Genomic DNA, 22,281 nt, shown 5'->3' on the forward strand with positions numbered 1-22,281 from the left:
GCTTCACAGGAATAAAGAGGTGAAGGGGCAAAGACGCAATAAAACTGCATCCCTGCCCCGGAAAATGTTTACATTGATGCGGCTCAAATCAGTCCAGCGAGAAATCGAAACGATAAGTTGCCGAGACACCGACCATGAACTGATCTCGCGAGCCGCGTTCCTTGACGATGCTCGAGTCCTTCGCGGGCCCTTGCAGACGGCTATATTCGCCAAACAGGCTGGTATCGATCTTGTCGGTTGCCTTCCACGTGATGGCACCGCCGACACCAGCGGACTTGAAGCCGCTACCCGGATTATATTCTGAAAGTCCCGACGCTGCCGCTTCCTCGGCATCCACGCCGTAATAAGTCTTGAAATAATCCTTGGACGCGAAGGTCGCACGTGGACCGCCCGACACACGAACGGTCGGCGTAACGTCATAGAACGCATCGGCAGCGATATCGCCTACGACGCCCTTATGCGCACGAATACCTTGACGCACTTCGCCGCGCACGCGCAGCCAATCGGTTGGATAAACGTCAACAAACGCGCCCGCCTCACCGCCAAACTTTGTGTCTTTCAGGCCATGGATATCGTCATCGCGTTCGAAGAGAAGCTTGCCTGCAAGCCCCACGCGGAAACGATCATTGTCGATCAAGGCGAAGGATACGTTGTCATTTCGTGACGAGAAACGCGTCGCTTCTCCCTGTCGACCCAGCGAGATCAACGGCTGTGCGGAAAAGCGATATTTGTTGGAACCCTCGAACTTTGGAGCAACGAGACCAGCCGCACCGACCTTGAGATACCAGTCACCGGACCAAAAATGCTTGCGGGCTGGCTGCGCGGTTTCCGCAGCATAAATATCGGGCTGCTGCACGTCTGCTGAAAACGCAAACGGGCTGCTCATCAGGAATGCGGCACCTGCAACAAGTGCCCGAGGAACAATACGTGCCACATTAAACTCCAACAAAAAGCGCCCCAGTTAGTTTTGAGGCATTTTTCTCTTTTGGTCGAGAATAAGTAAAATTTGATTTAAATTTTAAGTGGAAAAAGCAACCACAAATTCGCTTCACGCGAAAGAAAGCAAGCGATCCAGTTCAGACAGCGGCTTCGCCCCCGCAAGAAGAGCTCGTGCCTCGGCATCGTCCCGCTTCATCTGATCGATAAGCGGATCAAGGCCATCGAACTTTATCTCGCCCCGCAGGAACCCGAAGAACGATACACAAGCGGTCTCGCCATATAGATCGTCTGAAAAATCGAAGAGAAACGTTTCAAGTAGCGGAGAACCATCGCTGTCGACAGTGGGACGCCGACCGAAACTTGCAACACCGTCGTGAAGGTCGCCGTTCGCACGCCGGAACCTGACGGCATAAATTCCATGCTTCAAGCCCGCCTGGGCATCGATTTGCATATTGGCAGTAGGAAACCCTAGCGTTCGCCCGAGCTTCTTGCCGTGGATGACTTCACCGCAGACCATATAGCGATAACCGAGAAGTCCCGCCGCCTGAGCGACATCGCCTTCGCAAAGCAGATTTCTTATGCGGGTCGACGAGACAAGATTATCGCCTTCATCCGTAAAGGCATCGACAAGCGTAACCGTAAACCCGGCAGTTTCTCCCGCCTTCTGAAGGAATTCCGGTGTTCCACGCCGTCCCTTACCGAAGTGAAAATCATACCCCGTGACCACACAGCTTGCGTGCAATCGTTCGACGAGAATGTGCTCGACGAAATCTTCCGCCGACCGGGAGGAAAACTCAACGGTGAAGGGCTGCTCAACGACAGCATCAAACCCCATGAGACGTAGGATTTCGGCCTTTCTGGGTGCTGCTGTCAAACGATCGATCGGCGCATCCGGCTTGAAAAAGCTGCGTGGGTGCGGCTCGAAAGTCAAAACAACGGCCGGCAAGCCACGTTTTTCGGCAATCTCCAGCGCGCGTTCGAGAACGGCCTGATGACCGCGGTGAACTCCGTCGAAATTGCCGATTGCCACCACACAATTGTGCAGGTGTCCCGGCAGGGAATCCGTTCCAGAAAGGCGCTGAAAGCTGGATTTGGTCATTTTGATCTGGTCTTTGACTGGTCGTAGGAGGTTGCTCTCATTCAAACAAGAGCATTCAGCGCAGCAACCGGGCGGTTGCCATGCTTCTGGAGAAACGCCTCCATTCGGGCAATGTCAACGGTGCCGTCGGTCGTATAGTCTGCTGCATGAACTCCACCGGAGATGTAAAGCACATCCAACCCGAAATCCGCAGCCCCCTTAACATCGGTGAGAACCCCGTCACCAATCCCAAGAATTTGGCTTTTCTCGACTTTCGTGCCGCGAATTTCTTCGGCAAACCGCAAAGCGGCCTCATAAATGGGGCGATGTGGTTTTCCGGCTATGAGGGTTCGCCCGCCAAGCTGACCATATTCGCGCGCGAGAGCGCCAGCGCACCAGATCAGCCGCGAACCACGTTCAACCATGATATCCGGATTGGCACAGATGAACGGAAGATTGCGCGAGCGCAACCGGACGAGCAATTCCTTGTAGTCGTCCGGCGTTTCGCTTTCGTCATCGTAAAGCCCGGTACAGACGACGCCCGAAGCTTCAAATTCTTCGACCAGTTCGACATCGAGACCGTCATAGATGGTCAGTTCGCGCTCGCAGCCGATGTGAAACACCTTGCGCGGACCTTCTGCAATCAGATCGCGGGTTACATCACCGGACGTGACTACGCGATCATATGTATCCGAGGGCACACCAAGGCCAAGCATCTGCTTTTCAACATCGGGATGCGGCCTTGGAGAATTGGTTACAAGAATGACCGTAACACCCTTGGCGCGTGCGCGTTTCAGTGCCTCGATTGCAGGCGGATAAGCGGCCACGCCGTTGTGTACCACACCCCATACATCGCAGAAGAGCACATCGTACTGGTCGGTCAGATCGTCGAGGCGTTCAAGCTGCTTCATGGTTTCCTCTTGATAATTCGTCTGTAAGGCGAGAACCGCTAGGGCCGTTTGATGGATTGCCAGCGCTCCATCTAGCGTAGCCAACCACATCTGTCACGGCCTTTAGGCCCGAATCCGACAGCTAAAGCGCGTCCAATTATCCCAGGGGATTCTTCATCGTTCATTTACCCTGCTTCGTGACCGACTGTTAGAAAGATGCTGGTAGGAGCAAGCACAACTTTCCATTTCATCAATTGCGAACACAACCGTCGGCGGGGGCCAAAATGAAGAACTGGATCACGAAAGCCGGCAGGCTTCAGGCGCGCGTTTTTCGCTGTTTGCCTCAATTGACCATCCTGCGCTTCGGGAAAGACGAGCGCGGGAATTTCGCCATGATCGCGGCTTTGGTGCTCGTCCCCCTGCTTCTGGCCGGCATGGTTGCGGTTGACACCGCAAACCTCATGCGCGTGCGCAACAACGTGCAGGCTTCGCTGGATGCCGCCGCTTTGGCTGTAGGCAAGAGGTTCTCCACGGGCGAAAGCCATACGGTCGTACAGGACTACGGTGCCCGAATTTTTTACGCCAACGTCACCGCGCTGAGCGCAGACGCAATCAATTTCCAGATTGCCTTTCCCCAGGACAAGACGACGGACCAGCAAGTACAGGCCACTGCCGCATTCACCTACAAATCCCTATTTGGCGTCGTCGCCTCCCGCCTTACAGGCGACAATTGGGATAAACACCAATATACGCTCACAGCGTCTGTCCGGCTCAAGAACACCATCGAAGTCGCTCTCGTCCTCGACAACTCCAAATCAATGGATGAAACAAGAAGCGGATCGTCAAAAAAACGCATCGATCTTCTAAAGGATGCCGCCTCGCAACTTGTGGAGACGATGGCCTCACAATCCGCGCTCATAACCTATGTCGAAAAACCAGTGCAATTTTCACTGGTTCCTTTCGCCGGTTCTGTGAATGTCGGCCCACAATATCTCAATGCGGCCTGGATGGACCCGGAAGGCAAATCTTCCGTCAATCTTGAAAATTTCACCCTGCCCGTCACGATCGACGCTAGCCGCAAGATAGAAGAAAAGCCCGCGGGCAGCGGACGATATTACAAAGTGGGAACCGGCTGGGGAGACCGTAACAACAAACCTTTTTCACGGGCGGAGCTTTATGCTGACCTCACACGGAGATCAAGCGAGCCGTGGCTCGCCTGGCAGGGGTGCGTCGAATCTCGTCCCGGACCTTTTGCGCTGGATGTAACGCCACCTTCTGACAATAATCCAGATACGTTGTTTGTGCCAATGTTCGGTCCGGCTGAATATTACAACGTGGATAGCAGGGGAAATGTAATTTCCACAGTTTTGAACAGCTGGTGGCAAGATGATATGTCTCTTGCCTACTCACCCCGACAAAGCGACTTGAAAAAATACTATCTGCGCGATTCCCTCGACAAGATCTATCGGAAGGGAAGATCGGAAGGCGGTGGCCCTAACTATAGCTGCACAACATTACCCCTCACGCCTTTGACTGACGTTACAACCGAACAAGGGATGAAAACGGTCCAGACGGCAATCAAGGCAATGGTGCCGAACGGCGGTACGAATGTCCCCGAAGCCATGGCCTGGGGCTGGCGAACCATCGTCCAGGGCGCCCCGTTCACAGAAGCCCGGGCCTCAACGGAACGAGGCAATGACAAGGTGGTGATCGTACTCACCGATGGTGCCAATACTTATTACAAATATGACGGCCTGGCTGGCTCAGGGCCCGACCGTGCCGGAAACCTGTCCTATTACTCGACACATGGCTATACCGCCCGCATAACCAAAAAATATAGCCAGAGCCGCCTCTTTCAGGAAAGCGGCGTTTCAGTTTCCCAAAACAACACGACATACACCAAGGCTTTGAATGCCCGCTTTGCCAAACTCTGCGACAACGCCAAAGCCGCCAATATCATTGTCATGACGGTCGCGCTCGATCTCAACGAAGCAAACAGCACGGAGAAAGCACAAATAGACTTGTTGAGATCGTGCTCTTCAAACTCACGCGTGCGCATGGAAGGCGGCAAACCGGCTAAACTCTTCTGGAATTCGACCGGCGGCGAACTGAGCGAGACCTTTCGGCAGATTGGCGATGAACTGTCAAACTTGCGTCTCGTCGATTGATAACAGCAAAAGCATCACCATATGCGGGTATCGGCTACGACTGCCCATGGCGGTTCTGCGTTAAGGATGGTGCAAATTAACCATCATTCGCCTGTCAAATTCCTCAGGCAATCTTGACAAGATCAGACGCGCCTTCTATCTCAGAACCACGTTAGCACTCTCACACGGTGAGTGCTAACAAGCGCGGATCGGTTCGATCCGTTATCAGGGTTCAACGTCTATAACACCAAGGGTTATACCATGGCTGATATCAAGTTCCGCCCGCTTCATGACCGCGTCGTCGTTCGTCGCGTTGAATCGGAAGCCAAGACCGCTGGCGGCATCATCATCCCTGACACCGCCAAGGAAAAGCCGCAGGAAGGCGAAATCGTCGCTGTTGGCGCTGGCGCTCGTGACGAAGCAGGCAAGCTGATTGCTCTGGAAGTCAAGGCTGGCGACAAGGTTCTGTTCGGCAAGTGGTCGGGCACCGAAGTCAAGATCGGCGGCGAAGACCTGCTGATCATGAAGGAATCCGATATTTTGGGTATCGTTGGCTAATCAAGCCTCGGGCGGTTTCGCCCTTACCTGAAACCAATTCACCATAATCTGACCGGGACAATTCCCAGGAGAGTAAAATGGCTGCTAAAGACGTAAAATTCGGCCGCACTGCGCGCGAAAAGATGCTGCGCGGCGTCGATATCCTCGCTGACGCTGTTAAGGTAACGCTCGGCCCGAAGGGTCGTAACGTTGTTATCGACAAGTCCTTCGGCGCTCCGCGCATCACCAAGGACGGTGTATCGGTCGCCAAGGAAATCGAACTGGAAGACAAGTTCGAAAACATGGGCGCACAGATGCTGCGCGAAGTGGCTTCCAAGACCAACGACACCGCTGGCGACGGCACGACGACCGCTACCGTTCTGGGCCAGGCTATCGTTCAGGAAGGCGCAAAGGCTGTTGCTGCCGGCATGAACCCGATGGACCTGAAGCGCGGCATCGATCTCGCAGTTTCGGAAGTCGTTGCTGAACTTCTCGGCAAGGCCAAGAAGATCAACACCTCGGAAGAAGTTGCCCAGGTTGGCACGATCTCCGCTAACGGCGAAGCCGAAATCGGCAAGATGATCGCCGAAGCGATGCAGAAGGTCGGCAATGAAGGCGTGATCACGGTTGAAGAAGCCAAGACCGCTGAAACCGAACTCGAAGTCGTCGAAGGCATGCAGTTCGACCGCGGCTACCTGTCGCCTTACTTCGTCACCAACCCTGAAAAGATGGTTGCTGACCTCGAAGACGCATACATCCTTCTGCACGAAAAGAAGCTCTCGAACCTCCAGGCTCTTCTGCCGGTTCTGGAAGCTGTCGTTCAGACCTCGAAGCCGCTCGTCATCATCGCTGAAGACGTCGAAGGCGAAGCTCTTGCAACGCTCGTCGTCAACAAGCTGCGCGGCGGCCTGAAGATTGCTGCTGTCAAGGCTCCTGGCTTCGGCGACCGCCGCAAGGCAATGCTCGAAGACATCGCGATCCTCACGGGTGGTCAGGTTATCTCCGAAGACCTCGGCATCAAGCTCGAAACCGTCACGCTCGACATGCTCGGCCGCGCCAAGAAGGTCTCGATTTCGAAGGAAAACACCACGATCGTCGACGGTGCAGGCCAGAAGGCTGAAATCGACGCTCGCGTTGGCCAGATCAAGCAGCAGATCGAAGAAACCTCTTCGGACTACGACCGTGAAAAGCTTCAGGAACGTCTTGCCAAGCTCGCTGGTGGCGTTGCCGTCATCCGCGTCGGCGGTGCAACCGAAGTTGAAGTGAAGGAAAAGAAGGACCGCGTTGACGACGCGCTGAACGCAACCCGCGCTGCGGTTGAAGAAGGCATCGTTGCTGGCGGTGGTACCGCACTCCTCCGCGCTTCGGCCAAGATTTCTGCCAAGGGCATCAATGCCGACCAGGAAGCCGGCATCAACATCGTTCGTCGCGCTCTGCAGGCTCCGGCTCGCCAGATCACGACCAATGCCGGTGAAGAAGCTTCGGTCATCGTTGGCAAGATCCTTGAAAATGCCTCTGAAACCTATGGCTACAACACTGCCTCCGGTGAATTTGGCGACCTGATCAAGGCTGGCGTTGTCGATCCGGTCAAGGTTGTCCGCACCGCCCTGCAGAATGCAGCATCGGTTGCCGGTCTCCTGATCACGACCGAAGCCATGATCGCCGAACTGCCGAAGAAGGATGCAGCTCCGGCTGGCATGCCTGGCGGAATGGGCGGTATGGGCGGCATGGATTTCTAAGAAATCCACGTCCTCGTTTCGATGGAATGTGAGAAAGGCGGCCCTTGGCCGCCTTTCTTTTTACGTGACGTAACTATTTGTGATTTATGAAAAATTTACTTTGCTTGCGCTTTGCCGCCGCGAAGCGGTTATTTCAGAAACTTCTGATTGACACTCTACCACCAATCATGATCAATCCGAGATGACATAGAGACGGACTTCCTGTTTGCCCCCGCACTATGGAAGTCCTGTCTCAGGCAACAGGAAAGACAGGCTTCGGCCTGTCTTTCCACTTGCTCTCCTTCACAAGTCCAGCCTCTATTCTGCAGCGTCGCTCTGCGTCTTCACCGATGTGAGGGCGTCATATCGGGCGCGCGCCATCACCACTTTTGCTTCATTGGCTATTGCCCATTCACCCAGCGCACGCACAGGCCTCAACAGGTCACGCCCCATTTCCGTCAGTTCATACTCGACCTTGGGCGGAATTGTCGGAAAGATGGTACGATTGACGAAACCGTCCCGTTCCAGATTGCGCAGGGTGGTTGTCAGCATCTTCTGGGAAATGCCCTCGACGGTTCGGCGCAATTCATTGAAACGCATCGGGCGATTGCCGAGATAACTCACCACGAGCACAGTCCATTTATCGCCAACACGCGACAAAATCTCCGTTACGGTCCTGCATGCATTGGTTTCCTTGAAGTCACCGGGTTTCATAAAAGTGCCTCCTTGCGTGGGAATTTGGTCACTTATATAGCGTCGGTCTCCAATGGTTACCACTGCAATAAAGGTGTCATCAATGTCCAAGCTCAAAGTCGCCGTTATCATCGGCAGCACACGTGAACAACGTTTTGCGCCCGTTCCAGCCCAGTGGATTGCCAGGCTCGTTGCCGAGCGGCCGGAACTGGACGTGGAAGTTCTCGATGTCGCGGATTATCCGATGGGTTTCTATGGCGACACGTCCACCACGACCGCTCAGGCAGAAACAGCCGACAAATGGAAAACGAAACTGCGGGAGTTCGACGCCTACATTCTTACGGCCGCTGAGTATAATCACGCGCCGACCGCCGTTCTGAAGAATGCCATCGACTACGGCGACTGGATACAGAAGCCCATGGGCTTCGTTGGCTACGGAGGCGTGGGCGGCGCTCGCGCTGTCGAGCAACTGCGGATGATCGCCGTCGAAATGTCCTCCATGTCCGTCAAAACGGGCGTCCACATCCTCTTCCCCGACTATCTTGCGGTCGTGAAAGGCGAGAACAAGCTGGATGATTTCCCTCATCTGGCGGAAGCGGCCAAGAATATGCTGGACCAGTTGATCTGGTGGGGCAAGGCACTAAAGGTCGCTCGCGGCTGATAAGGAACAAGGCAAGCCGGAACACGGAATTCCGGCTTGCCGCGGGCATCGTGTGCCCTATGATTATTTCCGATTACAACGGAGTGATAATCATATGCGCAAGGAACTTCCCATCGCCACGGCGCCGAAAGATGGCCGAAAGATAACAGTCGTCTGGACCGACGACGACGACCAGCGCAACGAGTCGATCGCACAGTATCGAACACTTGCCCAACTGCAGGCCGGGGGCGGTCAATGGGATGAGGCGGATACCGGGTGGTGGACGTTCACCGACAGCAAAACCCAGCGTAAGATTGAACCGACCGCCTGGATATCCGAAATGGATGACGACGAAGACAGCGATACTTGACAGTGCCGACGGTCAATAAAAATTGACTTTTTTCGTCATATTTTATCAAATGATTGCGCTTTAAAGTTTCACGAAGAAACATGAGCCGCCACCAAATGGCGGTGTTATATTCGTTGTGCACGGCTCGGTTCCGAGTCCACGTCAGCCGGAGACCAGAAATGACCGCTACTCGTACCGAAACAGATACTTTCGGACCGATTGATGTTCCTGCCGACCGCTACTGGGGAGCTCAGACCCAGCGTTCGCTGCAAAATTTCAAAATCGGTGGAGAGCGCATGCCGCTGCCATTGGTTCATGCGCTGGGTGTCGTCAAGCGGGCGGCAGCGGAAACCAATATTGCACTGGGAAAGCTCGATCCGGTTCTTGGTCAGGTGATCGCGGTGGCCGCCTCGGAGGTGATCGAAGGTAAACTTGACGATCATTTCCCATTGGTCGTCTGGCAGACCGGTTCGGGCACTCAATCAAACATGAATGCCAATGAGGTCATTTCAAACCGGGCTATCGAGCTCCTCGGTGGTGAAATGGGGTCGAAAAAGCCGGTCCATCCCAACGACCACGTTAATATGAGCCAATCGTCCAATGACAGCTTCCCGACAGCGATCCATATCGCCACAGCAGTTGAAGCGGTCCATCGGCTCTATCCGGCGCTGGAACATCTGACCAACGCGCTCAAGATCAAGGAAGAAGCGTTCAAGGATATTATCAAGATCGGCCGAACGCATACGCAAGATGCAACCCCGGTCACACTCGGACAGGAATTTTCCGGTTATCGTGCTGCATTGGAATATGCGCGCCACCGTATAGAACAATCGCTTGCAGACGTCTTTCTGCTCGCCCAGGGCGGGACAGCAGTCGGGACGGGGCTGAATGCACCAATCGGCTTCGACACAGGCTTTGCTGAAGCCGTGAGTGAAATAACTGGCCTTCCCTTCAAGACGGCGCCGAACAAATTCGAAGCCCTTGCCAGCCACGGTGCGATTCTTGACTTCCACGGCAGCTTGAACGCCTTGGCGGCGGATCTCTTCAAGATCGCGAATGATATTCGTTTCCTTGGCTCCGGGCCGCGCTCTGGCCTCGGTGAACTGTCACTGCCGGAGAATGAACCGGGATCCTCCATCATGCCGGGCAAGGTTAACCCGACCCAGGCCGAAGCTTTGACGATGGTGGCAACACAGGTGTTCGGCAACCAGGCGACAATTACGGTTGCTGCCAGCCAGGGGCACTTTGAACTCAATGTGTTCAAGCCGGTGATCGCATATAATGTCCTGCAGTCGATCCGCATCCTAAGCGACGTGATGGTGTCGTTCGCCGATCATTGTGTGGATGGAATCGAGCCAAATCTGAGCCGCATCAAGGAACTATTGGATCGTTCGCTGATGCTCGTCACTGCGCTTGCTCCAGCTATCGGTTATGACAATGCGGCCAAGATCGCCAAGACCGCACACAAGAATGGAACGACCTTGCGGGAAGAAGCGCTGGCGAGCGGTCTCGTGTCGGAAGAGGATTATGAGCGACTGGTGCGCGCAGAGAGAATGATTGCGCCGGAGTGAATTGGTATTCATACTGTAAACAAACTGTCGAGGATTAGACGGCTTTCCTTGACAGTCCGCAGTCGTTAATTGATGGCCCAGTTCAACAGGAGATAGCCCCGCATGTCCTCTATCACCCCGCAGTCCAACGGCGTTGTTACGCTCATTGCCCGCATCTTTCTTTCAGTTCTTTTCATCATTGCCGGCTACGGCAAACTGACCGCCATTGCCGGCACCGCAGGTTACTTCGCTGGCCTCGGCCTTCCGCTCCCCACCGTTACGGCTGTTGTCGTCGGTCTGGTTGAATTTGTAGGCGGCCTCGCAATTCTCGTTGGCTTTCAGACCCGCATTGCTGCGGCTGTTGTCGGCCTCTTCACCATCGGTGCGACGCTCGTTGCCCATATGGACTTCTCGCAGGGCATGAACGCCATGATGGCGCAGAAGAACCTCGCAATTGCTGGCGGCCTGTTCATTCTTGCCCTGCACGGCGCTGGAGCCCTCTCGATCGACGCCAAGCGCGGCTGATCGACATTCTCATCGCAATAAAATGAAAAGACCGCACCATGAAAATGGTGCGGTTTTTCTTATTTCAAAATCGTGTTGCGAAGAACTAGAGCGCATCCCGAAAAGTGGGAACCGGTTTTCGGATGAGATGCGCGATAAAATAAACAGAGAGAGCATTCCAACGATTCATGAAAACAGGAAATGCTCTAACTGCTCAACCCTTTACGGATGCGCGTCGCAACGTCCATGACGCGTGCGTTCTCCCGGCTTCGGCGTGCCGATACGAGGCATGCTTGCGAGCGCAGGATAATGCCGTCTTCCAGAATCTTCAGCCTGTTGGCCCGCAACGTGGAGCCAGTCGACGTAATATCGACGATCATATCGGCGGAGCCCGCAGCCGGAGCGCCTTCGGTCGCGCCAAGGCTTTCTACAATGCGGTAAACCTGAATGCCGTGTTTCTGCGAAAAGAACTGCTGCGTCAGCCGCCAGTATTTGGTGGCGATGCGAAGGCGGCGACCGTGGCGCTGGCGGAAATCTGCTGCCACATCGTCCAGATCGGCCATGCTGGTCACATCACGCCAGACTTCCGGTACGGCCACGACAACATCAGCGTGACCGAAACCCAGTTCGGCTTCGATAGCCACACGCTCTTCCGAGTGCGCCAGCGTCTCGCGAATGAGGTCTTCGCCAGTTACGCCAAGATCCACGCTGCCATATCCCAGTTCACGGGCAATTTCGGAAGCGGAAAGGAACAGAATATCCAGATCAGGCTCGCCCTCGACACGGGCGCGATAATTGCGTGAGTCATCAGGCAGGATCACCTTGTAGCCAGCTCTTTCAAGCACAGCGAGCGTCTGCTCCTTCAACCGCCCCTTGGACGGCAATGCCAGCGTCACACTCATTTTTTCTCTCCCGCCAGCATCTGCAACCGGTCGAGCCAGATGGAAAAGCCGACGCCGGGAATGTTTTCCGAAGCGCCAAGCATGGTCAAAAGTCGGTCATATCGCCCACCACCCGCAAGAATGCCATCTTTCTCGACGCCAGCAGCCCGGATTTCGTAAACGAGACCGGTATAGTAATCGAGCGGGCGCCCGAAGGACGCATCATAGATAATGTCTCTGGTGGCAATGCCTGCATTCGCAATCGCATCGCTGCGTGCTTCGAATTTCTGCAGCACCGCAGCCAGATCAAGAGCGTGTTCCGAAGCGAATGCTCGCAGGGTGATGGCTGCGGAATCGAGCGAGACGCGCATTTCGAGGAAGTGCTTCAGAAGATCGAGCGCCGATGCCGGAAAGCGCGTAGCCGCCAGGTCTTCCTTTTCGATCAACCGCCGCGCGATCTCGGCAGGGGAACGACCGGCACCGGGCGAAATTCCAGCTTCGAGCATTTCTGCTTCCAGCATGCGCGCAAGCCCGGATTCGTCGCCTTCCGCCACAAGAACCGCAAGCGTTTCCGGTAATGGATCGCGTCGCTGTGCGCCCGTCAGTTCAGCGAGCACCTGCTCCATCGAACCCGCATCGCCGAAGGAACGCAACAGTTTCTTGCGCCATCCTTGCGGCAGGCCCAGCGCTTTCAGCATGCCGGCAAAGACCGACTGGTCTCCCAGAACAATCTCAAGCGCAGCTTCGGGAGCGGCCGCGCGAACGCAGGCCAGCGCATCAGCGATGGAGCGGGCATCGGACGTCGCTTCGTCGGTAGCCCCCAGATCCTCTATACCGGCTTGAAGAAATTCGGCTGCCCCGTCACGACGCTGACGGAACACTTCGCCGAGATAGGCGTAACGCTTCGGCGTGGCTGCGTTAAGCTCGATGTGATTGCGGCAAACAGGAATGGTAAATTCCGGTCGCAGGCACAGACTGTCGCCGTTTTCGTTTTCGGTCAGAAAAATACGGCGGCGCAAATCCTCGCCCGCCATATCCAGAAATGGATCAGCCGGCTGAATCAGCGGAATTTCGACAAGTTCGGCTTCACGCGCATCGAGGGCCGCGCGAAGAGAACTGAGAATACCGGGCGAGTTTGATCCAGCCATGGCTTTCGTCACTTCGACTGTTCTGCGCGATCCCGCGCCTGACTGGCAAGGATTTCGCGGACTGCCTCGACAAGCCCTTCTTCCTTGACCGTGATCTGCGCCGGGCGGCTCTCGCGCCAGGTCACATTGTCTTCGATCTCAGCAGACAGGCGCTTTCCCTCGACCAGATCCTTGATCTGCACCTCACCGGCCTCGCGTTCCTGCGAACCCTGAATGATGACGCACGGCGCCTCGCGGCGATCCGCATATTTCATCTGCGCCTTCATGCCGGAGCCGCCGACATACATTTCGGCGCGAATGCCCGCCTGACGCAGATCGGAAACCATCTTCTGATAGCGGCCAAGACTTTGTGAGTCCTTGTCCATGACCAGGACAACCACGGGACCGACAACATCGGAAACGTCCAGCTTGCCCAGGTTCTTCAAAGCCGTCATCAGACGCGAAACACCGATGGAAAAGCCCGTTGCCGGCACCGGCTCACCACGGAAGCGCGACACCAGACCGTCATAACGCCCCCCGCCGCCTACGGAACCGAACACGACCTTCTGGCCGTCTTCGTTGGTTACGTCGAACAGAAGCTCGGCTTCGAAAACCGGGCCGGTGTAGTATTCGAGCCCGCGCACGACAGACGGGTCGATCTTCACGCGGCCATCATAGCCACCCGCCGAGAACAACGCCTGCATGTCGGCAAGTTCTGTCACGCCTTCTTCACCCTTGGCGTTACCCGCCACAACCGTGTGGAGATTGGCAATCGTATCAGCCCCGGTAACGCCGCCAGCAGCAGTGAATGACAGGATTTTTTCAATCGAGGCGTCAGGGAGTTCAGCACCCTTGGTGAAATCGCCGCTTTCATCGAGACGTCCCTTGCCGAGCAGAAGGCGAACACCTTCCGGGCCGAACTTGTCGAGCTTGTCGATAGCGCGCAGCACATTGAGACGCTTGGCGGCATTGCCCTCGCCTTGCAGCCCGATAGCGTCCAGCACGCCGTCGAGCACCTTGCGGTTGTTGACGCGGATCACATAATCCCCGCGGCGAATGCCGAGACGTTCCAGCGTGTCGGCCATCATCATGCACATTTCGGCATCAGCCGAGACATTCGGTGCGCCGACCGTATCGGCGTCGAACTGCATGAACTGGCGGAACCGACCCGGACCTGGTTTTTCGTTGCGGAACACCCAGCCATTGCGGTAGCTGCGATACGGCTTTGGCAGCGACTCAAAATTTTCAGCGACGTAACGCGCAAGCGGCGCGGTCAAATCATAGCGCAGCGACAGCCATTGGTCGTCATCGTCCAGAAACGAGAACACGCCTTCGTTCGGACGGTCCTGATCCGGCAGGAATTTTCCGAGCGCATCCGTATATTCCACAAGCGGCGTTTCCACCGGCTCAAAGCCATAGAGGTCGTAAACTTCGCGGATGGTCGCCATCATCTTTTCGGCGGCGCGCAAATCATCCGGCACCCGATCGACAAACCCGCGCGGCAACCGCGCCTTCATCTTGTCCGCTTTATCGGCCATTTTTCCCGCCTGATCGCTGATTTGTACATATATGCCGATTGGAGCCGGCACCAATTCTGTTGCCGGTTTCCTAACCGATCAAGTCCGTTGCGGCAAGTGCGGGGAATATGTTCAGCGTGTCGCAATGGCGACTGCAGCCCCCGCCATCATCCCCGCGCTGGTCCTGTTGGCAATCCGCATCATGCGCGGGCTGCGAAGAAACCGCCGAGCCTGCGCTGCGAGCACCACCCATGCGGTATCGACCGCCGCAAGAACCACGAACATGACCAGCAACAGTTCGGCCCAGCCAACCAGCGAAACATGGGTGATGTCGACTACCGTCGGCAGGATGGCAAGGTAGAAAACCATGATCTTCGGATTGCCAAGCGTGATTGCCATTGCGCTAAGGAAGAGCTTTCCGGCCTCCCCCTGACGGGGAATGGCATTCTCATCTGCGACTTCGTCAACTGGCGCGATCCACATCTTCCACGAAAGATAGATCAGATAGGCCACGCCGACATATTTGAGGATGAGAAACGCTGTGTGGAACGTGTTGGCCAGTGCGGCCAGTCCCCAGACGGCCAATGAAAGCCAGATAGCGTCACCGAGCCACAGGCCGAACATGAATGGAAAGACGCCCTTGTGCCCGCGGCTGATGACACGTGCCACCAACGCTCCGACATTCGGCCCGGGCGTCCCCGCCGCAACAACCAGAATGCCAGCAAATGCCAACAACGACACCAGATCCATGACCATCTCCCATCTTCAAAGGCGGATGTTTCTCGCAGAAATGAGGATGCTTAGCAATCGGCCGCCTTAACTGGGTCTTTTGAAACTCTGTCGCAATTTTTCAATGTGCGCACGGCAATGACAACCTTCAATGTGATCGTTCACCAGCCCCATGGCCTGCATGAAGGCGTAGACCGTGGTTGGCCCGACAAATGACCAGCCGCGCTTTTTCAGATCCTTGGAAATGCGAATAGATGTCTCGGTCTTTGGATTGGCGATCAGGGTTGGATAGTCCACGACAACGGGGCGATCTTTTGCACCCGGCTCGAAAGACCAGAAATAAGCCGCCAACGAGCCTCTTTCTGCCACCAGTTCAATTGCGCGTTTGGCATTATTGATCGTCGATTCAATCTTGCCCCGGTGGCGCACAATGCCTTTGTCCGCCAAAAGGCGCTCCACATCCGCCTGCCCGTACCGGGCAACCCGATGGAAATCAAAGCCATCGAAAGCAGCGCGAAAATTCTCCCGCTTTCGCAAGATTGTCAGCCACGACAACCCAGACTGGAAACCTTCGAGACAGATTTTCTCAAAAAGTCGAAAATCGTTTGAAACAGGAACGCCCCATTCATTGTCATGGTAGGCAAGATAGTCAGGTAACTCGCCCGGCCAGAAGCAACGTGTCATTCCATCGGCACCGACAATCAGACCGGTTCTTGCCTCGGCAACATCATTCATTGCTCTGCCTCCCAAGTTTTATCGATAATTAATTATGTCGCGCAACTTGCCACTAACCACAACTTTAATTGGAAGGGGCGCCAGGCGAAACACGCGGCCGAAATTTACCTTTACGATTCCATTCCGGCGCACAATCCCCACTCGAGCATGAGGGCCGCTCTCCTGACAACCGATGTCAGGAGCTGCAAGGGGCAACTGCGCCATAAAGAGTCTCCGGCGCAAAGAGACGGATTTGGATTATGAAACCACGTCATCTTCTTTTAATCGGATCGCTTGCGGCGATTGCCGTTTCCATTGTCAGCACTAGCATGGCGTTTGCCAATGATCGCTATGCCACCCTCCCGCCGGTACGCGTGAGCCCTGATCTTTCCGCTCCGTGGGTTGCGCAGTTGCATGGGCAACCTGCCCGCATCAAAGCCGTGCCGCAAAATCTGCAGCCAGCACCGCGCGTTGCCAACAGACAAAAGCAGAGAGCGAAATCAAGCTATCGCCAGGTTTCATACCAACGCCCGGCTGCAAACCCTGCCACCACCGTGCGAAAGCACCAAATCGACCCGGCTTATCTGCCGCAGACTGTTTCCTATTCGGGAAAAGAAAAGCCGGGCACGATCGTCATCGATACAGGCAAGCGCTTCCTTTATCTCGTGCAGTCGGACGGCAAAGCCATGCGTTATGGTGTCGGTGTCGGAAAGCAGGGATTCAGCTGGAAAGGTTCCCAGCGCATCAGCCGCAAGGCTGAATGGCCTACCTGGACACCCCCGAAGGAAATGATGGCCCGCGAGCGCAAGAAGGGACGCATCCTGCCCGCGCGCATGGAAGGGGGGATCAATAATCCTCTTGGTGCGCGCGCCCTATATCTCGGCGCCACGCTCTATCGGATCCACGGGACCAATCAACCCTGGACCATCGGCAAGGCCATGTCTTCGGGCTGTATTCGAATGCGCAATGAAGATGTGACCGATCTTTACGAACGTGTGCCGGTCGGCGCGAAGGTCGTTGTCCGTTAGAACAACCGTCATTTTCAAGCTTCTCGCGACCGCCTTTTCACCGGGGCGGTCGCATTATTTTCATAAATCTGAAACGACCAAATTTTCTGCACAGAAAGAATGATCGCAGATTTGGAAACATGATTGAAAGGGCTTTTCCTTTTCCCGCGAACACCCATATGCTGACCATGGCAAAGTCCAGAAAGATACGAAAAGGACTGCCACATGGCAGTCCGTGCCGGGGGAAGACCCGGCACGCAGGTCAAATAGCATTCCAGCGCATCGAAGGATCAATCCTGCGCCGGGTGCTTCGAGGGAAAGGATAAAACATGACCGTACCGATGGTTAAACTGAACGACGGAAATCACATCCCGCAGCTCGGTTACGGTGTCTGGCAAGTGGGCAACGACGAGGCGGTCGCCGCTGTCAGCGAAGCATTGAAAGCAGGATATCGCCATATCGATACCGCTGCCATTTATGGCAATGAAGAGGGCGTCGGCAAGGCGATCAAGAATTCCGGCATCGCGCGCGGCGACATTTTTCTCACCACGAAACTGTGGAATAGCGAGCAAGGCTATGAATCGACGCTGAAAGCGTTCGACACGAGCCTGAAAAAGCTCGACACGGATTATGTGGATCTCTATCTCATCCATTGGCCGACGCCTTCAAAAGACCTCTTCATGGAAACATGGCGTGCGTTTGTGAAGCTGAAAGAAGAGGGTCGAGCGAAATCCATTGGCGTGTCCAATTTCCGCACAGCCGACCTCGAACGCGTCATCAAGGAAAGCGGCGTAACGCCGGTTCTCAACCAGATTGAATTGCACCCGCAATTCCAGCAGGACGAGTTGCGTCTGTTCCACGGCAAGCACAACATCGCAACGGAAGCATGGAGCCCGCTCGGGCAAGGTAAGATACTGGAAGATGCCACGCTGAAGGCCATCGCTGAAAAGCATGGCAAGTCGGTTGCGCAAATCATCCTGCGCTGGCACATCGAGACCGGCAATATCGTCATTCCGAAGTCTGTGACGCCCGCCCGCATCAAGGAAAACTTCGATATTTTCGATTTCCGCCTCAACGGAACCGATCATGATGCGATTACGAAACTGGACAAGGCCGACGGCCGGATAGGCCCGAACCCGAGTACATTCTCGGCTGGCTGAACGGGCGAAAAAACCGGGCGATTGCCCGGTTTTTTTATGCAGAGATCTGCGACAATCCTTGCGGCTTCGGGCCACCATAGGCCCAGTCAATCAACTCTACCGTGTGAACGATGGGCAGTTTGCTGCCCGTAGCAATCTGCGTCATGCAGCCGATATTGCCGGTGGCGATAAGATCGGCCCCCGTCGCCTCGATATTTCTTACCTTGCGGTCCCGAAGTTTTACGGCAATCTCCGGCTGCAGGATGTTATAGGTGCCCGCCGACCCGCAGCAAAGATGCCCCTCGAGCGGCTCTTTCACCTTGAAACCTGCCCTTGAAAGCAGGTCTTTGGGTTGGCGTGTAATTTTCTGCCCGTGCTGCATGGAACAGGCAGAATGATAGGCCACCGTCAAGGCTTGGGATACGTCCGGTTCCGGCAATTCGATGCCGGCGAGATATTCGGTGATGTCCTTGGCCAGTGACGACACGCGCGCAGCTTTCTCGTTATAAGCAGGGTCCAGCCGAAGCATGTAACCATAATCCTTGATGGTCGTCCCGCAACCCGAAGCCGTGACAATGATTGCATCAAGCCCGCCTGCTTCCAGTTCGCGGGTCCAGATATCCACATTATGACGTGCCTGCTCAAGCGCCTGCTCTTCGCGCCCCATATGATGGACCAGCGAACCGCAGCATCCCTCCCCCTTCGGCGTCACCACCTCGATGCCGAAACGGTTCAGAAGACGCAAGGTCGCAGCATTGATGCCCGGATTGAGTACCGGCTGCGCACAACCATTGAGGATTGCCACGCGGCCACGCTTCTCCCCTTTGGCAGCACTGATGGCTTCGACCCTGGAAGTCTCGGGCAAATTCCGCGGTGCGAGATCGAGCATTGCCGCCACCGGTCGCAAAGTCTGGCTTTTGCGCAGCAGCGGCGCGAAAGGCTTGCCGAGCTTTGCAAACTTCAGCGCGGCGCGGAAGCGGCCCGGATAGGGCAGAACCTGCGCCAGCACCCCACGCAGGAAGCGGTTCATGAACGGGCGTTTATACGTTTTTTCGATATGCGCGCGCGCATGATCGACCAGGTGCATATAATTGACGCCCGACGGGCAGGTTGTCATGCAGGACAGGCAGGAGAGGCATCGGTCCACATGGCGCACGATTTCCTCATCCGCCGGACGGCCATTTTCCAGCATATCCTTGATCAGATAGATGCGCCCACGCGGACTGTCGAGTTCGTTGCCAAGCGTCACATAGGTCGGGCATGTGGCGGTACAGAATCCGCAATGCACGCATTTGCGCAGGATTTTTTCCGCTTCACTGACACCGGGATCGCGCAATTGCTCGGGGCTGAAATGGGTCTGCATGGTTTCAAGCTCCGGCCTGACGGGGATGCATACGCCCCGGATTGAGGATATTTTCTGGATCGAACTGATGCTTCAGCCGCTGCGAAAGTGCGGCAAGTGCGGCCGGTTGAGGTTCAAACACTTCAACGCTTGAACGAACACTCTCCGGCGCACGTACAAGCGTCGCGTGGCCACCACCATATTTGGCAATGAGTTGACGCAGTGTTTGCGCTTCGGGATCGGCTTCCATCCGCATCCAGATCAAACCGCCCTGCCAGTCGTAGAAGGCATCGACCCCGGCATAGCGACGGAACTCGTCCACCATGCACCAACCCAGCATCGGAGCCATCGAAACCCGCCACACAGCGCGATTGTCTCCCGCATTGGCATAAGGCAGGACATCACGCACCTCGCGCCAAAGCTGGTGCGACTGCGCTTCATTGAGCACGTCAACCACCCCGCCGAGCAACGCCTGCAACTGGCGGCTGCGATGCTCAACCGAAGGCGCAAAGCCTTCGAGCCGCAATACAGTTGCCGCCTCCCAGCCCAGCTTGCCATCCAGAAAGCGATTGGCAACCGTCGGCGGCAGATGCGCTGCGGAAGCGACTTCCTCCCGCGACCCCATGGCCATCGCCATCGCGCGCACCGCCTGTTCATCAGTCAGACCACGCACGGCAAGCGTTGCCGCTGTTTCCGGTTTCGGCAGAACTTTGAACGTTACCTCGGTGGCAACGCCCAGCGTGCCCCAGGAATTGGCCATCCCCTTGGACAGGTCATAACCGGTCACGTTCTTGACCACCCGTCCGCCGGATTTGAACAATTCGCCGCGTCCGGACACCACACGCACACCGAGCACATGATCGCGCGCAGCACCTGCCTTAAGACGGCGTGGACCCGAAAGGTTGGCGGCAAGCGCACCACCGATCGTACCACGGCCACTTTCACCCGACAGCAGCGGGCCGTAGTCCATCGGCTCGAAATGAAAACACTGGTCGTTGTCGGACAGAAGTTTTTCGATCACGGCCATCGGTGTTCCTGCCTTGGCGGAAAGCACCAGTTCGTCCGGTTCGTACAAGGTCACGCCCTTAAGTTCAGACACATCCAGCACATGACCTGCATCGACCCGATGGCCAATGCCACGCTTTGAACCGTGGCCAATAATCTCCAGCGGCGTAGAACCGGCCAAAGCTTCTTGCACCGCGTCAACAACGCCCGCTTCGTCCTGCGGCTTGAGAATAGTTCTATCACTCATGAACCAGACCTCAGATCAGAATCGCGGAATGTCAGGGAAAGCCAGTTCCCCACGATGTACATGCATACGGCCAAGTTCGGCACAGCGACGCAATTGCGGAAAGACCTTGCCGGGATTGAGCAGATGCTTGGCATCAAAGGCACATTTGACCCGCATCTGCTGGTCGAGATCGATTTCGTTGAACATTTCCGGCATCAAATCGCGCTTTTCTATGCCGACCCCATGTTCGCCGGTGAGAACGCCGCCGACTTTCACACATAGCCGCAAAATATCGGCACCGAAATTCTCCGCGGCTTCCAGCTCGCCCGGAATATTCGCGTCGTAAAGGATCAACGGGTGCAGATTGCCGTCGCCCGCATGGAACACATTGGCGACACGCAGTCCGTATTTCTCCGACAGGTCGCGCATACCCGACAGCACTCGCGGTAGTTCCTTGCGCGGGATCGTGCCGTCCATGCACAGATAATCCGGCGAGATGCGCCCCACTGCCGGAAACGCCGCCTTGCGCCCTGCCCAGAAAGCCAGACGCTGCTCTTCCGACTGAGACAGGATACAGGTTGTCGAGCCATTTCTGAGCGCCAGCGCTTCGACCCGCCCAATCAGATAGTCCACCTCAACGGGCGGCCCATCCAATTCGACGATCAACAAGGCTTCGACGTCAAGCGGATAGCCCACCCGCACAAAATCTTCTGCGGCTTTGATGGCTGGTCTGTCCATCATCTCCATGCCGCCCGGAATGATGCCTGCGCCGATGATATCGGCCACGCACTGCCCGGCCTGTTCGCTGGAGGGAAAGCCAACCATCACCGCCCGCGCTGTTTCGGGCTTTTGCAGGATGCGTACCGTAATTTCGGTCACGACGCCGAGCAGCCCTTCCGAACCGGTCATCAGGCCGAGGAGATCGTAGCCCTCGCTATCGAGATGCTTGCCACCGAGCCGGATTACCTCGCCCGTAATCAACACCATTTCGATCCCGAGCACGTTGTTGGCCGTGAGCCCGTATTTGAGGCAATGCACTCCACCGGCATTTTCCGCGACGTTTCCGCCGATGGAGCAGGCAATCTGCGATGATGGATCGGGCGCGTAATAAAAGCCCTCATGTTCGACGGCCTTGGTGATACCGAGATTGGTCACGCCGGGCTGCACCACGGCGACACGGTTAGGATAGTCGATTTCCAGAATGCGGTTGAAGCGTGACATGACCAGAAGCACGGCATCCTGCAACGGCATGGAGCCACCGGAGAGCGAAGTCCCCGCCCCTCTCGGCACGACACGAACATTGTTATCGTGACAATAGCGCAGAACCCGCGCAACCTGATCGACGGTTTCAGGGAGCACGACGACCAGCGGCAGCGAGCGATGTGCCGTCAGACCGTCGCTCTCGAACACACGCATCGCATTGATCGCATCGACAACGCCTTCGCCGGGCACTATGCCGCGCAGGTCCGCGACGATCTGCTCACGCTTTTGCATGACGGACGCGTCCGGCTCCGGCATTATGAGTCCGCTCATATTCTCCTCCACCACT

Annotated in this window: 21 protein-coding genes; 9 read left to right on the plus strand and 12 right to left on the minus strand. The window is 56.1% G+C overall.

All coding sequences use genetic code 11. From position 1 onward, the window contains the following. Nucleotides 1-88: 88 nt before the first annotated feature. The 3 genes from JNC63_RS01895 to JNC63_RS01905 form a co-directional block, all read right to left on the minus strand. On the minus strand, nt 89-949 hold the full coding sequence (locus JNC63_RS01895) for a MipA/OmpV family protein (protein ID WP_006468498.1): 861 nt from the start codon (nt 947-949) through the stop codon (nt 89-91). 99 nt (nt 950-1,048) lie between these two features. After that, a complete protein-coding gene (locus JNC63_RS01900; protein WP_006472509.1) occupies nt 1,049-2,038 on the minus strand; it encodes a bifunctional riboflavin kinase/FAD synthetase in 990 nt (329 codons plus the stop codon). A gap of 41 nt (nt 2,039-2,079) precedes the next feature. Beyond that, nucleotides 2,080-2,928 carry a TIGR01459 family HAD-type hydrolase gene (locus JNC63_RS01905; RefSeq protein ID WP_006472508.1) on the minus strand — a complete coding sequence of 283 codons (849 nt, stop codon included), beginning with the start codon at nt 2,926-2,928 and terminating at the stop codon, nt 2,080-2,082. A gap of 263 nt (nt 2,929-3,191) precedes the next feature. On the opposite strand from JNC63_RS01905, the gene JNC63_RS01910 reads away from it, so the two are divergent. The 3 genes from JNC63_RS01910 (at nt 3,192) to groL (ending at nt 7,330) form a co-directional block, all read left to right on the plus strand. Continuing rightward, nucleotides 3,192-5,075 (plus strand): VWA domain-containing protein, encoded by a 1,884-nt coding sequence (locus JNC63_RS01910; protein WP_006472507.1) that lies wholly within the window; start codon nt 3,192-3,194, stop codon nt 5,073-5,075. Between the two features lie 240 nt (nt 5,076-5,315). Then, nucleotides 5,316-5,612, plus strand: a complete 297-nt coding sequence (gene groES, locus JNC63_RS01915) for a co-chaperone GroES (protein WP_006472506.1) — start codon at nt 5,316-5,318, stop codon at nt 5,610-5,612. Between the two features lie 77 nt (nt 5,613-5,689). After that, the gene (gene groL, locus JNC63_RS01920; protein ID WP_006468493.1) at nt 5,690-7,330 is read left to right on the plus strand and encodes a chaperonin GroEL; all 1,641 of its coding nucleotides are present in this window, start codon (nt 5,690-5,692) and stop codon (nt 7,328-7,330) included. A gap of 297 nt (nt 7,331-7,627) precedes the next feature. Here groL and JNC63_RS01925 read toward each other — a convergent pair whose 3' ends face one another. After that, nucleotides 7,628-8,023, minus strand: a complete 396-nt coding sequence (locus JNC63_RS01925) for a winged helix-turn-helix transcriptional regulator (protein ID WP_006472505.1) — start codon at nt 8,021-8,023, stop codon at nt 7,628-7,630. Between the two features lie 82 nt (nt 8,024-8,105). On the opposite strand from JNC63_RS01925, the gene JNC63_RS01930 reads away from it, so the two are divergent. The 4 genes from JNC63_RS01930 (at nt 8,106) to JNC63_RS01945 (ending at nt 11,066) form a co-directional block, all read left to right on the plus strand. Then, complete coding sequence (locus JNC63_RS01930) at nt 8,106-8,663, plus strand: NADPH-dependent FMN reductase (protein ID WP_006472504.1); 558 nt, start codon at nt 8,106-8,108, stop codon at nt 8,661-8,663. A 94-nt stretch (nt 8,664-8,757) separates the two neighbouring features. Beyond that, nucleotides 8,758-9,012, plus strand: coding sequence for a hypothetical protein (locus JNC63_RS01935; RefSeq protein WP_006472503.1), 255 nt, complete (start codon nt 8,758-8,760; stop codon nt 9,010-9,012). Between the two features lie 158 nt (nt 9,013-9,170). Beyond that, a complete protein-coding gene (gene fumC / locus JNC63_RS01940) occupies nt 9,171-10,562 on the plus strand; it encodes a class II fumarate hydratase (protein WP_006472502.1) in 1,392 nt (463 codons plus the stop codon). A gap of 102 nt (nt 10,563-10,664) precedes the next feature. Continuing rightward, nucleotides 10,665-11,066 carry a DoxX family protein gene (locus JNC63_RS01945; RefSeq protein ID WP_006468489.1) on the plus strand — a complete coding sequence of 134 codons (402 nt, stop codon included), beginning with the start codon at nt 10,665-10,667 and terminating at the stop codon, nt 11,064-11,066. Between the two features lie 185 nt (nt 11,067-11,251). Here JNC63_RS01945 and hisG read toward each other — a convergent pair whose 3' ends face one another. From hisG to JNC63_RS01970, 5 genes are all read right to left on the minus strand, one after another. Further along, the gene (hisG, locus tag JNC63_RS01950) at nt 11,252-11,947 is read right to left on the minus strand and encodes an ATP phosphoribosyltransferase (RefSeq protein ID WP_006468488.1); all 696 of its coding nucleotides are present in this window, start codon (nt 11,945-11,947) and stop codon (nt 11,252-11,254) included. Further along, nucleotides 11,944-13,074 (minus strand): ATP phosphoribosyltransferase regulatory subunit, encoded by a 1,131-nt coding sequence (locus JNC63_RS01955; RefSeq protein ID WP_006472498.1) that lies wholly within the window; start codon nt 13,072-13,074, stop codon nt 11,944-11,946. The genes hisG and JNC63_RS01955 overlap by 4 nt, the downstream gene beginning before the upstream one ends. An 8-nt stretch (nt 13,075-13,082) precedes the next feature. After that, nucleotides 13,083-14,591, minus strand: a complete 1,509-nt coding sequence (hisS, locus tag JNC63_RS01960) for a histidine--tRNA ligase (RefSeq protein WP_006472497.1) — start codon at nt 14,589-14,591, stop codon at nt 13,083-13,085. Between the two features lie 111 nt (nt 14,592-14,702). Next, on the minus strand, nt 14,703-15,320 hold the full coding sequence (locus tag JNC63_RS01965; RefSeq protein ID WP_006472496.1) for a LysE family translocator: 618 nt from the start codon (nt 15,318-15,320) through the stop codon (nt 14,703-14,705). A gap of 66 nt (nt 15,321-15,386) precedes the next feature. Beyond that, a complete protein-coding gene (locus tag JNC63_RS01970) occupies nt 15,387-16,034 on the minus strand; it encodes a DNA-3-methyladenine glycosylase I (RefSeq protein WP_006472495.1) in 648 nt (215 codons plus the stop codon). A gap of 239 nt (nt 16,035-16,273) precedes the next feature. Here JNC63_RS01970 and JNC63_RS01975 point away from each other — a divergent pair, with 239 nt between their 5' ends. Beyond that, nucleotides 16,274-17,041, plus strand: a complete 768-nt coding sequence (locus tag JNC63_RS01975) for a L,D-transpeptidase (protein ID WP_006468483.1) — start codon at nt 16,274-16,276, stop codon at nt 17,039-17,041. A 308-nt stretch (nt 17,042-17,349) separates the two neighbouring features. Next, nucleotides 17,350-18,180 (plus strand): aldo/keto reductase, encoded by an 831-nt coding sequence (locus JNC63_RS01980; RefSeq protein ID WP_006468481.1) that lies wholly within the window; start codon nt 17,350-17,352, stop codon nt 18,178-18,180. Nucleotides 18,181-18,214: 34 nt separating this feature from the next. Here the strand turns inward: JNC63_RS01980 and glcF are convergent, their stop codons facing one another. From glcF to JNC63_RS01995, 3 genes are read right to left on the minus strand one after another with little or no spacing between them, the layout of a single operon-like run. Next, a complete protein-coding gene (gene glcF / locus JNC63_RS01985) occupies nt 18,215-19,522 on the minus strand; it encodes a glycolate oxidase subunit GlcF (protein ID WP_006468480.1) in 1,308 nt (435 codons plus the stop codon). Between the two features lie 4 nt (nt 19,523-19,526). Continuing rightward, entirely contained in the window at nt 19,527-20,753 is a 1,227-nt protein-coding gene (gene glcE / locus JNC63_RS01990) for a glycolate oxidase subunit GlcE (protein ID WP_006468479.1), read from the minus strand. A 15-nt stretch (nt 20,754-20,768) separates the two neighbouring features. Further along, complete coding sequence (locus JNC63_RS01995; protein WP_006472494.1) at nt 20,769-22,265, minus strand: FAD-linked oxidase C-terminal domain-containing protein; 1,497 nt, start codon at nt 22,263-22,265, stop codon at nt 20,769-20,771. Nucleotides 22,266-22,281: the final 16 nt, after the last annotated feature.

The sequence above is a fragment of the Brucella ciceri genome, assembly GCF_041930145.1.
In the GTDB taxonomy this organism is placed as follows: Bacteria; Pseudomonadota; Alphaproteobacteria; order Rhizobiales; family Rhizobiaceae; genus Brucella; species Brucella intermedia.